This is a genomic window from Variovorax sp. FW305-3-2-15-B-LB1, from assembly GCF_058787635.1.
The window spans coordinates 47260-62458 of record NZ_JBYSZY010000012.1; the positions used below are offsets into that span (position 1 = coordinate 47260).

Sequence of the window (15199 nt, forward strand, 5' to 3'; positions counted from 1 at the left end):
TGCCCCTCTGACGTCGCGCAGTCGGCATGCGTTCAGCCGAGCGCGTGCGTCCAAGCGCCTGGTTGGCCTGTCGGTAACGCCCGATGGCGTTACATGGCATTAACTAAAAAGCGCTACTTTTCTGCGCGCCAGATCCGGCCGGCGTACGCGAACGAGGCCTGCTTCTTCCTGCGCGCCACGGCCATGCCGGGAGGCGGTGGCCCGAGGTCGAGACGAGGAAGGCGGCGTTCTTTTTCTGCGACGACACGGCTTGTGCTCCGATGGCCCCTCGGCAAGGTGGCCGAAGGGCGTTGTGGGTGGCCTACGCAAACTCCGTGGCAACGGCGCCGGCGACGGCGGAAGAGCACTGTGAAGGCAGCTGTGCAATGGCTTGTATGGCACTGTGTCGTGCGTACGGTGCCTGTAAACGGCCTGTCGATTTCGCGGGCCCATTTCTTCTGCCTGCTGTCGCGGATCACAGGCGCTGCTTGCGTTCGAAGCGCGCCGGCCCCTGCACCGTCCAGCCACCGCCGGCCGGATCGAGCTCGCGAAGGCATTGCGTGAGCCCGTCGTCCAGGTCGAGGGTGACGCCGATCCGCCAATGCCCGGTGGCGCCACGCTCCACCTGCAGCACGGCGAAGCCGTTGCCGGTGCCCACGGCCGCCGTGACCATGGTGGCGCCGAAGGCACCCGGCACGGCGCCGAGGTCGACCTTACCGTCGAGCCAGAACGCGTCGGGCCGCGCATTGACGAAGGTCCAGGGTGCATACAGGCCCGAGGACACGACCGAGATCACCTCTACGGGCCCGCCCGCCGCCTCCAGCCAGAGGCTCGATACGCTCGACATGTGGCGGTCGCCCGACAGCACCACCACGTGGCGCGCGCTGGTGTCGCGCAGCAGTTCGAGCAGCGCGCGCTGCGAGGCCGGGTAGCCGCTCCAGTCGTCCATCCCCAGGCGTTGCGCCGGGTCGCCGAAGGCGGCCGCGCGCGGCGTCGGGAACAGCGCCACCGGCGACACGATGAACTTGGGCAGCCCGGCGGGCGCGGCCTCGAGCCACTTCTTCAGGTCGCCCATGCCGGCCTCGGCGCGGATCGCCGCCTGGTCCAGCGGCGTGGCTTGCGCGTCGGTGCGCAGCGCCCGCCGCTGCCGCGTGCTGCGCGTGTCGAGCATGTAGAACGGAAAACCGGCCGGCGCGATGCGGTAGTCGAAGGGACGCGGGTCGCGGTGCGGGCCGATGCCCCGCACCAGCTTGTGCTGCTGCGCGACGTAGCCGTCGAGCGCGGCGCGCACGGCCGGCGTTCCACAGGGGTCGGGGCCCGGCTCCCAGTCGTCCATCACCTCGTGGTCGTCGAGCAGCGGACAGGTCGGCAGCGAGGCCATCACCTGGCGCAGCGCCTCCAGCCTGAAGGTGAGCGCATAGGCCTGGCCGACGTCGTCGCCGCCGGCCGGAACGAAGAGCCCGGCGGTCTGGTCGACATACACCTGGTCGCCGGCCAGCACCAGCAGTTGCGGCTTGTGCGGCGGCGCGAGCACCTCGAGCCGCTGCGCGAGCCGCCGGTACGACGCCTGCGCGGGCACCCGGTCGACCAGGCCCGGCACGTACTGGCAACTGGCGAGCACGAAGCACAGCGAGGCCTGCGCGGGCTCGCCCTCGCGCTGCACGGCGCCGGTCCATGCGGGGTCGAGGCGCACCACGGCGCGCTCGCGCTGCGCGTCGGTGGCGGCGTCCAGCGTCTTCATCACCTGGTTGCGGATGGGCTCGATGGGTTCGTCCTGCGGCTGCGCGAACAGCCCGGCCGGCAGCCGCCGGCCCAGCACCTCGAGGGGGCCGCGCGCCATGGGCAGGTCGTCGTGCGCCGTCAGCACCGCGAAGCCCTGGTAGTCGGCGAGCCGGTCGTCGAACAGGTCGATCTCCACCGCCTCCTGCAGGAGCTTGTCGCGCGTGGTCTCCAGGCCCACCATCCATTCGAAGTCGAAGCACCAGCGCCCGTCGCGGCGCCACGCGGGCACGAAGACCACGGCGCGCGCCGACACATGCGCGGGCGGCGCGCGCAGCGCCAGCCGGCAATGCAGCCGGCCCGCGTTGTCCGCCGACCGGCTCGCAAGGCCGAGCCACGGGCCGGTCCACGGCAGGCTGGCCCGCCAGTCGGGCGGCACCGGATGGCCACGGCCGGGCTTGTTGTCGAAGGCCTCGAGGAAGCGCACGATGTGCGGGAACACGTCGATGCAGGCCTTCTCGCCGATCAGCGTGTCCTGGTGGCCGTAGTCGCCGAGCACCAGCAGCTGATGCGGGGTACCTTCGCCGAGGAACAGGTCGCTCCCGGAAGGCTTCGAAGCGTCCGATGGGTCCGGCAATTCCGGGGGCTCCCGCGGCAGGCCTTCGTCCTTGCCGAACACGCGCTTGAGCAGCCAGAAGCTCTCGTAGGAGCCGCGCCAGTCGAACACTGCGTTGCGCTGCCCGTGCAGCATGAACACCGGAAAGCCGAAGCGCTGGCCGACCTGCTCGAAGCCCACCGCGTGGCCCTGTCCGCCGGCGTCGGTCAGCACCTCTTCGCGGGCGTAGTTGCCGACCTGGGCGAGGCCGCGCACCTTCACGAAGCCGTAGATCGAATCGAGCGCATCGAGCGTGTCCTTGCCGATGTTGTGCAGCCGCATGGTCTGGCCGAAGATGGCGTCGGCCCGGTGCCGCACGGCCGCGAAGCCCGGCGCCTCGCGCAGACGCTGCGCCTCCCCGTCGTCGTCGGGGTAGGGAAAGGTCGCCAGCAGGCCGTCGACAAGCAGGCGCTTCATGCGCGTGAGCGTGGGTCGCGTGTCGAACTCGTCGATGCCGATGAACTGCTGCAGGTAGCCCGCCACATAGCCCCGGAAGCGGTTGAAGGCCGTGGCGCGCAGCAGCGGCCCCACCTGCGACAGCACCACCGCGCCGATGGACGCATGCAGCCCCGGCAGGCGCAGCACCGCCACGCTGAACATGGCGGCGCCGATGCAATGCGCCACCACGTCGACCTGGATGGGCGCCGCTTCGTCGGGCGTCGCATGCGCCGCCTGCACGGTGCGCAAGGCGTCCGGAATGTCGGTCTCGGCCACCTCGTCGAACGACCAATAGCGCCGAGGCCGGTTCGGAAAGCCGATGCTGGTGCGCAGGTCGAGCACCCAGACCTCGCGCCCGGCCGCGAGCAGGCTGTGCACCAGGTTGCCGGGAATGCTCCTGTGCGCGAAGGTGGAGCCGCTTGCGCCATAGCCGTGGATCAGCATCACGGGCCGCGTGCCCGCGCGGCGCACCGGCGGGTGGTAGCGCGACAGCAGCCGCGGCGGCGCGCTGCCCGGGCCGGCCGCGGTGACGAGCTCGACCGGCTCGGGCCGCACGCCGTGCACCTCGCCGGGCAGGCGTTCCCAGTCGCGCTGCGGCGAGTCGGGCGGCGGCACGAAGTGCAGCAGGTGAACCTGCAGCACGATGCGCAGCACCCACAGCGCCAGTTCGGCCAGGTCCGCCAGCTGGTTGGGCATGTCCTGCTGGTGCTCGATGCGCAGCAGGGGTTGCAGCGTCTCGACGAAGTACGAAGGGTCCAGCACCAGCCGGCCCAGCGGCTTCGGCGCATCGGGGCCGAGCAGCTGCAGGTCGCCCTCGCTCAGCTGCCGCCACGGGTTGCCGCCTTCGACGAACGCGATGCGCTTGGTGAGCCGCAGCCGATCGCCCTCCTTCAGCGGCGCGCCGTGCGCGACCCGCGCCACCGTCCAGTCGTACTCGATGAGGCGCACCTGCCCCAGGTGCGAGCACAGCGCCAGCAGGTCGGCCATGGCGGGGCCCTCGAAGACGGCATCGTCCTCATCGATCGCTCGGCCGGCCGATGCGGCGCGCGCGTCCAGCAGGCTTTGCACCAGCGCCAGCAGCTTCTTGCGGGCCAGTCCGTGGCTGCGCAGGATGCGTTCGATGCTGTCGCTCTTCTCGCGCACGAGCATCGATGCGGTGCCGGTGCAATGCGCGACGGGCGCGTGGTCGCCCTTGCCGAAGCGCAGGAGCACCACGGGCTGGGACAGCACGCGCGGCGCCGCGCGCAGGGACGGCACGTCGAACGGCTCGAATTCGACTTCGGCGCTCAACGCGAAGGCCTGGCCGTCGATGTGCACGCGGCCCGTCATGCGCTCGCGCAGCGAGACGCGCGTGGGCGCGGGCGCGCGGGGACGGGTCAGGTCGCGGCGCAACGGGCGCTGCGACGGCGGCGGCTGCGACGAACCGGCCAGCGCCAGGCCCCAGTCCTCGGCCAGCACGGGCACCGCGCGCTCGGCCAATGCAGCGATGGTGAGCGAGGGGTTGATGCCGAGCGACACCGGCACGATCGAGCCATCAAGCACCGCCAGGCCCGGCAGCAACGACGGCACAGCAGAAGCACCCGCAGCGCCGTCGTAGACGCGGCCCCAGCTGTCGACCACGCCGCGCTCGCACCGGTCGGCCATGCGGCAACCGCCCAGCGGGTGCACGGTCAGCACCGAGCCCACGTCCTCCAGCTGGCCGACCAGGTCGGCGAGGCTGCCGAACGGCGGTATCGGTTTCCACAGCGGGTTGGCCAGCACGCGCCCGCCGAGTCCACCCACGCCATCGTGGGCCGCATGCAGTGCGCGCATCTGCGCCTCGAACACGGGCAGCGCGGCCACCTTCGGCCACGCCACGCGCACCTGCGCGTCGGCCAGCACGGCGCCCTCGCCGCCATGACCGACGAAGCGGATCTGGCCGGCCGCCCCGTCGTCGCCCATCATTCCGTAGACCGGCGTGCGGCGCAGCATGTCGTCGTCCACGGCCAGCGGATCGCGCCCTTCGTCCGGCGCGTGCAGGTCGAGGTCCATGTGCGCGAGCGCCTGCAGCGCGTCGGTGGTGGTCACCACCTCGGCCAGCAGGCGGCGCAGCGGCGCGGGAATGGCGAACTCCTCGATCACCAACGGGCGCTCGCCATGCGTCGCGCAGGTGCGCAGCAGCCCGGTGATGGTCGGCCCGATGCCGCGCTGTGCCGGCGCCTCGCCTTCGGGCGCGCTGGACAGCGCTTCGTCGTTCTGCGCGGCCGCCACCGCGATCATGTCGCCGTTGGCCGAGAAGCCGCGGCCCACCGCCAGCGAGACGGGCAGCCCCGCGCCCCTGGAGCGCAGCAGCAGCTCGGTGGAGCCCAGCGTGCCGGCAGCCACCACCACGCGCCGCGCGCGCACCACGTAGGGCCGGGCGTTGTCGGTGCGTGCCTTGCGCCGGTCAGTGAAAAAAAACTCGACCGCATAGCCGCCCCCTCCCGGCAGGGCCGCGATGCGGTGCGCGGTGCCACCGGTGAACAGGCGCGCGCCCCGTGCATGGGCCAGCGCGAGGTAGTTGGTGTCCAGCGATTTCTTGGCGCGGTGGTTGCAGCCGCTCACGCAGTCGCCGCAGCGCAGGCAGCGGTGCATCGCCACCTGGGCCGGCGTGCGCGTGCCGTCGGCGAAGGCGATGGCGACATGGGCCTTGCCGCCCGCCGCATGCAGCCGCGCGCCGGCCTTCAGCAGGGAGTCGAGCTTCGACACGCTCTCGGGGATCTGCTCCAGGCCCAGCATGGCCTCGGCCTTGCCGTAGCCCTGCGCCAGCGCGGCAAGGTCGAGGCCCTCCGGCCAGGCACCGTCCTCGAAGGCATCGGACGTGGCGCGCTCCATCACCGCTGCATTGATGAGCGACCCGCCGCCCAGCCCGTTGCCGAGCAGCGCGTTCACTTCGCCGCCCAGGCGCAGATCGAACAGCCCCGAGGCGTTGCCGCGCGCGGGCCGGCCGTCCTGCATGCTGAAGCGCACGTGCCCCGGCAGCTCGGCGAAGGTGGCCGGAAATTCGCCCGGCAGGTATTCGCTGCCGCGCTCCAGCACGTAGACCTTGATCGGCACGGCGCCCGGTGCAATGCCGGGCGCCGCGTCCAGCGACAGCGCGCCCGCCAGCCGTGCCGCCGCCACCGCGCCGCCGTAGCCGCTGCCGATGACCAGCACATCGCAGTGCAGCGCGTCGGGCGGCGCCGCGGCGATCTCGCGCACCAGCACCTCGGCGCCCTGCGAGAGCAGGCGGTCGCCGGGGTCATCCTCGTCGTCGCGGCCACCGTCGTTCATGTTCGGCTCCTCGCGGAATGGATCGCGGATTCAGGGATGCTCGATGGCCGCGGCCAGCGCGCGGCCGAGCGTCTGGTCGTCGACAGGTTTGCGCAGCAGCGGCAGCGCCTGCCGCCGCGCCGCCTCGACCACCGCCGGGTCGGTGTCGGCCGTGACCATGACGATGGGCAGCGCAGGCTGTGCGGAGCGCTGCGCGCGCAGGCGCCCGGCGGCATCGAAGCCCGAGACGCCGCCGCCGAGCCGGCAGTCGAGCACCACCGCGTCGGGCGCGTCGACCTGCGCCAGCGCCTCGTCGAGCGTGGCGGCGGACAGCACGCGGCAGCCCATCGCGCCCAGCGCGTTGAGGTAGGCGCCGCGCACCATCGGGTCGTCCTCCAGCACCAGCACGCAGCGCCCGGCCAGGCTCCACGGTGCACCGGTGCCGTCACCCTCGCAGCCGTCGGCGCCGACGGGCGCGGCGCGCGGCAGCCGCAGGCGGAAGCAGGCGCCCGCGCCGAGGCGGGACTCGAGCTCGACCGGCACGCCCAGCAGCTCGGCCATGCGCCGCACGATGCCCAGGCCCAGGCCATGTCCCGCGGCAGGCGTGGTGCCGGAGCCCGACGCCTGGAGTTGCACCAGGTCCTCGAACACGAGCCGGTGGTTCTCGGGTGCGATGCCAGGGCCGCTGTCCTGCACGGTCAGCTCGACCCCGGCGTCCGATGCGTCCTGCGTACGGACCCGCACCTCGACCTGCCCGCCCGCGGGCGAGAACTTGATCGCGTTGTCCACGAGGTTGGCCAGCATGCGGCGCAGCAGGTCGGGGTCGGTGCGCACCGCCAGGCCGGGCGGGCAGTCGGTGTGCAGCGCGACCCGGCGCGCCGCCGCCGCGGCGCCGAAGCTGGCCATCACGGCGGTCAGCAGCCGGTCGATCTGCACGCGCTGGGGCTGGGCCACCACCACGCCGGCATCGAGTTTCGAGACGTCGAGCAACGCATCGAGCATGGCGCGCAGCTGCTCCAGGCTGCTGTCGACCACCTCGACGATCGCGCGCGCATCGGACGCCATCGCCACGTGGCGCAGCGCCCCCACGTTGAGCGCCATCGCCTGCAAGGGTTGGCGCAGGTCGTGGCTGGCGCCGGCCAGGAAGCGGCTCTTGTCGTTGTTGGCGCGCACCGCCTGGTCGCGCGCGATGGCCAGCTGCGCGCGCTCGAACTCCAGCGAGGTGGCCAGCGCCTGGTTCTCGGCGCGGATGCCGAACGACTCCTCGAAGGTCTGCAGGTTGCGCCGGGCAAAGCGCGTCTGCACGCCGAAGAACATCAGCACCAGCGCGGCCACGCCCCCGCCGAGCCAGCCGCCGGCCACCAGCCACATGGCGGCCGTGGGCACGAAGAGCAGCCCTGCGTAGGCCAGGAAGGCGGGCATCACGGTCGCGCTGGTCGACACGGCGCCCGCGCCCCAGGACACCAGGATCATCGTGAGGACCGCGTCCAGCGTCGGGTCGAGCCGGGCCATGAACAGCGCCGCGGAGCCGTTGCAGGCGCCGATCAGCACGTTCCAGTGCACGGTGGCGCGCAGCCGCGCGGCGATCGGACGGGCGCGGTCGGCGGCCATGCGCGCGAGCGCGGCGGCGCGCCACTCGCGGCTGGCGATCACCGCCGCGAACCAGCCGAGCACCCAGGGCGCCGGCACGTCGCGCCAGACGATGGCCGCGACGACGACGGCGGTGAGCAGGATCTGCCAGCGCAAGCCCACGGCCTGCTCGGCGACCACCTGCAGGCGCCGCTCGTCCAGTTCGTCCAGCGCGGCCGGCATGCTCACGCAGCCTCGAGCGCCCATGCCGCCTGCGCGTCGAAGACGCGGCACATGGCATCGGTGCGGTTGCGCGCGCCGAGCGCCCGGTAGACCATCGACAGGTGCACCTTCACGGTGCCCTCGGCAATCAGCAGCTGGCGCGCGATCAGCTTGACCGGCATGCCCCGCATCGCCAGCGCCAGCACCTCGCGCTGGCGCGGCGACAGCTCGACGCGCAGGAAGCCGGCGAGGTCTTCGCGCGGCAGCTCGTCGGGGTCGCGCGCGCGGGTCACGTCGTCGGCCAGCACGAACTCGGCCGGCAGGTAGATCTTGTGGCGCAGCACCACGCGCAGGGCGGCCTCCATGTCCTCGAGCCGGTACGACTTGGGAATGAAGCCGGCCGCGCCGGCCTCGATGACCTCGCGCACGCGCTGCGGCGAGCTTTCCGCCGACTGCATGCACACGGGCGTGGCCTCGAAATGCGCCTTCACGGCCTTGAGCGCCGCCAGCCCGGACAGTTGGGGCAGGTGGTAGTCGAGCAGCAGCAGGTCGATGCCGGCGGGGTCGCGCTGGCAGGCCTGTTCGGCGTCGCGCACGGCGTCGAAATGGAAGGGACGGCCGGGTTCGATCTCGGCGGCCATGCGCTCCAGCAGGAGGCGCGTGCCGTTCCAGACGATCTCGTGGTCATCGACCAGCAGAACCTTCATACAGGCCTCTCGTCTACGGTGACCCTCCCCGTCCTGAATGCAGATTAGCGCAAAGCCCCCCAAGAAGCGAGCGTGCGCACCTACACCAAAGGCCTAGTCGGATGGCCACGCCGGGGACTAGGCGCTGCGCGCAATGGTTGCGGCGGGCGCCGCGCGGAAAACTGGCTGCATCGATCGCCACTTCACATCCGATGCACCGAGGACCGCCATGAACACCCAAAACTCTCTTGCCGCGCTGCGTGCCGCATGGGAACCCCTTGCGTGCCGCTTGTGCATCCTGGCGCTGCAGCATGCGGCGCTCGCCCGCTGGCTGTGCGCCGCAGCCATGCTCGCCGTCTCGCTGCTCGCTGGCTGCGCTGCATTGCCCAACGAGGTACCCCGTGTCGCGTCGCACGCGCGCACCGACCTCGGGGACAGCCCCCTGGCGCGCATCGCCGCCGCGTCCTTGCCGGCCGCGGACAGCGCGATGTCCGCAGTGCCCGATGTATCCGGCGTGCGCCTGCTACCGGGCGGCGATCAGGCCTTCGACGCACGCATCGCACTCGCGCAGGCCGCACGGCACACCGTCGACGTGCAGTACTACGTGGTGGCCCCAGACAGCGCGGGGCGGCAGTTCCTGCGCGAGCTGCGCGACGCGGCGCAGCGCGGCGTGCGCGTGCGCCTGCTGGTCGACGACCTGTACACGGGCGGAGACGACGAGATGCTGGCCGGGCTGGCTGCGCACGCCAACGTGGAGGTGCGCGTCTTCAACCCGCTGCCGGTGCGCAGCGGCGGCCTGCGCACGCGCGTGCTTCTGTCGCTGCACGAGATCGGCCGCGTGAACCGGCGCATGCACAACAAGCTTTTCATTGCCGACAACAGCTTCGCCATCACCGGCGGACGCAACATCGCCGACGAGTACTTCGGGCGCAGCAAGCCGGCGAACTTCATCGACATGGACGCGCTGCTGGCCGGGCCGGCGGTGCACGCGCTGTCGGCGAGCTTCGACGCCTTCTGGAACGGACCGCTGTCGTACCCCTTCGAAGCCATTGCGGCCAGCGGCTCCCCGGCACCGGCTCCTGCGCGCGAACGCTTCGCCGCGCTGGTGCGCGACCTCGCGCGCTTCATGCCGCCTGCCGACGAACCCGATGCGCTGGGACGCGGCCCGGTCGGCGCGCAGCTGGCGCAGGGACGCGTCGCGCTGGTGCCTGCGCAGGTGCGCGTGGTTGCGGACGCGGCGGTGCCAGGCCGCTTCGCTGATGATGCCGGCGGCAACGTCGACGATATCGCTGAGCCACAAAGCCGCGAGGGCGCGGTCATGGCTGCGAACCTCGACCTGTTCCGGACCGCGCGCTCCGAGGTGCTCGTCGTCTCGCCCTACTTCGTGCCCATGCCCCGCATGATCGAGGCCCTGAGCCATGCGAGCCGCGAGGGCGCGCGCGTGTCGGTGATGACCAATTCGCTCGCCACCACCGACGAACCGCTGGTGCACTATGGCTACGCGCGCTACCGCAGCGCCCTCTTGCAGATGGGCGCCATCCTGTATGAGCTGATGCCGGCCAGCGAAGCGCATCCCGCCTGGAGCGACACCGAAAGCGGCCGCGGCTCGCTCGGGCGCCTGCACGCCAAGCTGGCGGTGGTCGACCGGCGCTGGTTCTACGTGGGGTCGATGAACATGGACCGGCGCTCTGCGCACTGCAACACCGAACTGGGCCTGATCGTCGACAGCCCCGCGCTGGCCAGCGAGCTGGCCGACCTGATCCAGCGCGTGCGCATGCCCGCGAGCTTCACCGTGAGCGAGGTACCTCTGAGAGGTGGCCTGCAATGGAGCTTCCTGCGCGACGGACGTCGCTGGGTGCTTCACCGGGAGCCCGAATCGAACTGGGCCCAACGACTGCGCTGGTCCGTGCTGTCGCTGGTGGTGGACGAAGATTTTCTGTAACCCGGCTTACGCAAACTGCCACATGACACTCATCGAAAGAGCGGCACTTGCGTGCAAGAAATAGATCATCGCAAGCGTGTCCCAGGACTACCATTCCATCGTTCACGTGCGGTTCGGCACGAGACTGCCGCGGACTGTTTGCTCACTCGTGTCGCAAGGAGAGTCGCGATGGCAAGTCCGATGAACGTCAACAAGCTTCAGACGAAATCCCATGACGAACCGGATGAGGTTCGGGAGCCCGAGAAGACCCGGGTCGAAGTGGTCCGCCTCGAGGGCTACACGCTCGGACGCTTCAAGTTCGAGCCCGGGTGGCGCTGGTCGAAGTGCATCAAGCCGGTCGTGGGCACGGACAGTTGCCAGGTGGCTCACGTCGGGTACGCGGTCTCCGGCCGGGTCACCGTGCAAATGAATGACGGCTCGCAGACCGTCATCGAGGAAGGCATGTCGTACACGATTCCGCCGGGCCACGACGCTTGGGTCGAAGGCAACGCACCGTTCGTCGGCCTGGAGATGATGAGCGCAGAGGAATTCGCAAAGCCCCAAAGCTGAGCCGGGGTGAGAGGCCTCGGGAAGAGACTTCTTCGGGATGGTCGAACGGGGCGTGACACCCGCGACCGCCCGGCTCACGCGCCCGGGCCTGCGGATTGCCTGGGCGGCGAGCCGGACGCCGAGGGCGTTTCAGCCCTTTCGCATGGTGATCGCATGAAAAGGGCAAGTCACTGCGCAATCGCTGCAGCCCGTGCACCAATCCGCGTCTTGAAGCGTCGACAACTTCTTCCATTGCTCGACTTCGAGACTGAGAAGGTGAAGGTCGCACGCAGCGACGCACCAGCCGCAGCCCGTGCAACGCGCGGCGTCGACAACAGGCAGCCAACCGGGTCGGTGCGGGCGGCGAGGCTGATGTACGTCCATCTGTGATTCCAACGAGCCGTATCGGTCCGGAAGGTAGCATGCCGCCGGCGCCAGTCTGCCAACAACGGACGTTCGCGCCTGCCTTCCAATTTGCCAAAACCGATCGACGGACATGACACAGCGACACTTCTTCGCGTTGCCCGACGACCTGTTTCCGGTGTTTGAAGCAGTCGAAGGCAAGACCGCTGTCTCCTACACCCTCGCCGGTATCTTTGACACGCCCGACTTGTCGACAGTACATACCGGCCAGGCACTCCCTAGCCTGAACTTGCCGGCGTCAGGCTCCTCGGTGAACTGCGCGACTTACCTGGTCACTCCGGTCGACGTTGCGGTGCAAGTTCGACCGGTTCCGACTGCTTTCGGCCCGACGCGCTTTGCGATAGATCAGTTGTTCAATCCGATCAGCGTCACCCTGATTCACGGCGGCTTCGACGCAAACTTGACGCTCATCTCTGGCCGCGTCGCGACGGCATCCGGTGTACCGCAGGCCGTAAGGCTTCAATCCGCTTTCACAAATGCCATCGGGAAGCTGTTCAAGCGCGTCAACGCGTACTGGGTTGGCCCCAAGGCGATGGAGCATTTTCAGCGAGGAGGACGCCTTACCCACAACGCATCCTCCCCGTCCGAGTACGATTTGGCGCCGGCGCGAGTTCAGCAGTAGCGGCGGCACTCGGCCACGACCTGACTTTCAAACTGATGAGCCCTCTTCGCCCCTTGTTGGAAAGCGAAACCTTGCGGATGCAGTTTCCGATCTGCGCTCTCAGCCTGCCAATTGCGCAGATCTCCGCTCAATTGGAACTACCGGTTGAGAGCTGGCAAGAGCTAGGCATGGGGGAGGCGCGTGGTTTTGGCTGCCACCTTCCTAATGGAATGATGGTCTTTCTTGATGAGTTTTTATCGTCGCCGCAGTCTGGTACGACTGTCCATGTTGACGCCTCAGCTCTCGTTGGCCTAGATGTCAACGAAGTGGTCTCGGCCGCTCTCGGTGGGTTGGGACTGCCAATGTCCTTCGTTACTTGGCTACAGGCAGAGTCGAACTGGAAGGCCGCACAAGAAATCGCGGAGGCGGCTGACGAGCGCTAACACTCCTGAGCAACGAGGGGCGCGGTCTCGCCAGTAGCCGCTGAGTGACCGCTTTCCAGAACGAGCGAACTACCGTTTGGGGCCCGCTCAAGACGGTAGCGCGACCGGCTACATGTTGGATTCCATCGATCTCTGACCCGAGATTTCCATTGAATACTGACCCACCCGCTTTGTGAGCCTGAAGGCTTCACGGTGTGGATAAGTGCTTGGTGTTCTCCTTTTTGTGTGTGGATCTGCCGCAGATTGCGCCGCTGTTTGCGCGATTTGGTTGCCTCGATCGCGAGCCAGGTCGCGAGCTTCTCGGCATAGGGATCGAGCTTGCTTGAGCTCGTCCGCTTGGCGTAGCGCGGCTCTTCATCGCCGGCTCGCAGGTACTTCTTTACGGTGTTGCGAGACAGGCCTGTACGCCTGGCTATCTCGCGAATGGACATCTGCTCGCGCAGGGCCCAGCGTCTGATGACACTCAATGTCGCCACGTCTATCACTCCTAGGATCCCCCTGCTTTAAAAATGAGCAGGGTAGGGTTTTACGTGGGTCAGTCTTAGACGGAAATTACTGCGTTAGCTGGGTCAGTTTTCGGCGGCAATCAACACTCTGCAGCGCTTTCTTCTTCGTTGGCAAGGCGCTGAAGATAGCTGACCAGAACCTGACTTACAACAGAATTAGGAATCGGCCATGGTTTTTAGTAATGACAAAGTACTGGGTTTGAAGCCGGCCGATCTGGCATTTCCACGCAGAGTTCTGCTGCCAGTGCGTCCATGAACGGCTGCGACTGCATGCCGCATTCAACGTTGAAAACGCAAGCGGATGCTGGCTGGCGAGTGGAGCGACACGCGTCTAGCCGAACTTGATGACGCCCGACTCGCTGGGAATCTCGACGGTGTTGAAGTCAGCGTCGATGGCCATCTTCAAGCGCTCCGCACCGCGCCCTCTCACTCGCCTGAAACAACTCCCCCGCCTTGCGCGCCAATTCCGCCGCAAGCCAAAGCAGGTTGTCCAGTTGCCGGGGGCCTTCGCCGCTGCACCAGTCGATGTCTTCCCCGTGGCAGACCCACAGCAGGGCTTCGAGTTGGGCGAGTGTGTTTTCGAGGAGGTTCGCCGGGTCTTCGTGAGTGATTCCGGCGGGAGGTACCGGCGTGCGAGGCCGGGCTATAGTCTTGGTAGCCATTTTTGTGCGTTCCTTCCAAGGTGATTGCACGTCTTTGGTTAGACGGTCGGGGTGCTCGTAACACCCCGGCCGTCGCCTTTTGATACCTCGCATTTGCATCGCTGCTTTCGCACCGACAACCTGCCGCGAGGCAAGCAGCCTTTCAACATTTCAACGGCTGTGTATGTAGCGCCTTCCGAGTCCCCTTGTTGGGGTTTTGAGTGACAGGGGCAGCTACTTTAGAGAAGAGCGCAGCGCAGTGGCGCTTTCGTGCGGCACGAAGTCCCGACGAGCGCCAATAAATGCAGCTTCCGCAATGCGCCGCACGCGGGCCTTACGAGCGCCGTGCCAATCGGCAGCAGCGCTGAACACGCTCACGTCGATGGGGTGCCTTGCGCAGCGAAATCAAGGAGGAGGCCGAAGGCCGGGGGACATTCGCGGAGCAAGGTGCCCCATCGGCGGGAGCGTCGCCCCGAATGACGCTCAGGGCATCCCGCGCGCCAACAGATGATCGACCAACCGACGCTGCGGAAAGCTCAGCGCCTCCTGCCGCGTGCACAGGTACATCCGGCGTGACGCCCACGCATCGGTGAGGTTGATGAAGCGCAGCTTCATCTCCTTGCGGTAGGTCACCGCCGCCCCCTCGGGCAGGATGCCCACGCCCATCCCCGCTTCGATCATCCGGCACACGGCCTCGAAGCTCTTCACGCGCACACGCAGGCGCAGCACCTTGCGCGCGCTCATCGCGGCGTCTTCCATGGTGCGGGAGATGGCCGAGTCGTCTTCGAGCCCCACGAAATCGAAGTCGAGCAGTTCTTCGAACGACACCTCGCGCCCGCGCCACGGATGCTTCTGGCGCACGATGGCCACGAGCCGGTCGGTGCGGTACGGAATGAAGTGCAGCGCCGGGTCGACCGCCTCGCTGGTGATCACGCCCACGTCGGCCTGGCGGTCGCGAATCGCCTGCACGATGTACACGCTGCGGTGCTCTTCCACGCTCACGCGGATCTCGGGGTAGCGCAGCCGAAAGCTCGCCACGTCGTCGGGCAGGAACTGGCCCATCGCCGACGCGTTGGCATGCAGCCGCACGCGGCCGGTGGCGCCCTGCGCGTAGTCCGACAGGTCGGCGCGCATGCGGTCCACGTCGCGCAGGATCTGGCGCGCATGCATGGCCAGCGACTCGCCCGCGCCCGTGGGCGTGACGCCCTTCGAGGTGCGGTTGAGCAGCCCCACGCCGAGTTGGCTCTCGAGGATGGCCAGGCGCCGGCTCGCGGCCGACAGCACCATGTGGCTCTCGGCGGCCGCCTTGGACAGGCTGCCGTGCTCAATGGCGCGCAGGAACAGCGCCAGCGAATCCAGGTCGGGTCTCATCGGGTCCTCGGTCGATCGGGCGGACATTGTCGGGCCTGCGCGGTTGCGAACGCATGGCCGAAGGCCTTTCGGCGAATCGACGGCGGCGGCGATGGTTCTTCCGGAATGCGGGTTTCCCCGTCGAAACGAAGAAGCACTTTCGGGCCGGGGTGCGAAAGAATCGTCGCTGTCTCGGCGGCAACCCCGGCGAGGCGTTTCGCGGGCCG

10 protein-coding genes and 1 pseudogene are annotated in these 15199 nt (G+C 68.8%); 4 read left to right on the forward strand and 7 right to left on the reverse strand.

The window, feature by feature from the left end:
• Positions 1–454: 454 nt before the first annotated feature.
• Genes AC3WQR_RS10180 through AC3WQR_RS10190 form a run of 3 tightly spaced genes read right to left on the reverse strand, consistent with a single transcriptional unit; the run spans position 455 to position 8559 of the window.
• Complete coding sequence (locus tag AC3WQR_RS10180; protein ID WP_492741933.1) at positions 455–6082, reverse strand: alkaline phosphatase D family protein; 5628 nt, start codon at positions 6080–6082, stop codon at positions 455–457.
• Positions 6083–6112: 30 nt separating this feature from the next.
• Positions 6113–7873 carry a hybrid sensor histidine kinase/response regulator gene (locus AC3WQR_RS10185; protein WP_492741990.1) on the reverse strand — a complete coding sequence of 587 codons (1761 nt, stop codon included), beginning with the start codon at positions 7871–7873 and terminating at the stop codon, positions 6113–6115.
• Positions 7874–7875: 2 nt separating this feature from the next.
• Positions 7876–8559 carry a response regulator gene (locus AC3WQR_RS10190; RefSeq protein ID WP_070061668.1) on the reverse strand — a complete coding sequence of 228 codons (684 nt, stop codon included), beginning with the start codon at positions 8557–8559 and terminating at the stop codon, positions 7876–7878.
• Positions 8560–8767: 208 nt separating this feature from the next.
• Between AC3WQR_RS10190 and AC3WQR_RS10195 the strand changes: the two genes are divergently transcribed.
• Positions 8768–10480 carry a phospholipase D-like domain-containing protein gene (locus AC3WQR_RS10195; RefSeq protein ID WP_492741935.1) on the forward strand — a complete coding sequence of 571 codons (1713 nt, stop codon included), beginning with the start codon at positions 8768–8770 and terminating at the stop codon, positions 10478–10480.
• Positions 10481–10648: 168 nt separating this feature from the next.
• Positions 10649–11029 (forward strand): cupin domain-containing protein, encoded by a 381-nt coding sequence (locus tag AC3WQR_RS10200; protein WP_492741937.1) that lies wholly within the window; start codon positions 10649–10651, stop codon positions 11027–11029.
• 129 nt (positions 11030–11158) lie between these two features.
• On the opposite strand, the gene AC3WQR_RS10205 is transcribed toward AC3WQR_RS10200, so the two are convergent.
• The gene (locus AC3WQR_RS10205) at positions 11159–11506 is read right to left on the reverse strand and encodes an ATP-binding protein (protein ID WP_492741938.1); all 348 of its coding nucleotides are present in this window, start codon (positions 11504–11506) and stop codon (positions 11159–11161) included.
• On the opposite strand from AC3WQR_RS10205, the gene AC3WQR_RS10210 reads away from it, so the two are divergent.
• Complete coding sequence (locus AC3WQR_RS10210; protein WP_492741939.1) at positions 11505–12053, forward strand: hypothetical protein; 549 nt, start codon at positions 11505–11507, stop codon at positions 12051–12053. The genes AC3WQR_RS10205 and AC3WQR_RS10210 overlap by 2 nt on opposite strands.
• 35 nt (positions 12054–12088) lie before the next feature.
• Entirely contained in the window at positions 12089–12475 is a 387-nt protein-coding gene (locus tag AC3WQR_RS10215) for a hypothetical protein (RefSeq protein WP_492741940.1), read from the forward strand.
• Between the two features lie 227 nt (positions 12476–12702).
• Here the strand turns inward: AC3WQR_RS10215 and AC3WQR_RS10220 are convergent.
• The 3 genes and pseudogenes from AC3WQR_RS10220 to AC3WQR_RS10230 form a co-directional block, all read right to left on the reverse strand.
• Positions 12703–12960, reverse strand: a pseudogene (locus tag AC3WQR_RS10220) (helix-turn-helix domain-containing protein); the annotation flags it as partial.
• Between the two features lie 404 nt (positions 12961–13364).
• Entirely contained in the window at positions 13365–13643 is a 279-nt protein-coding gene (locus AC3WQR_RS10225; RefSeq protein WP_492728995.1) for a hypothetical protein, read from the reverse strand.
• Positions 13644–14105: 462 nt separating this feature from the next.
• On the reverse strand, positions 14106–14993 hold the full coding sequence (locus AC3WQR_RS10230) for a LysR family transcriptional regulator (protein WP_062472076.1): 888 nt from the start codon (positions 14991–14993) through the stop codon (positions 14106–14108).
• Between the last annotated feature and the right edge of the window lie 206 nt (positions 14994–15199).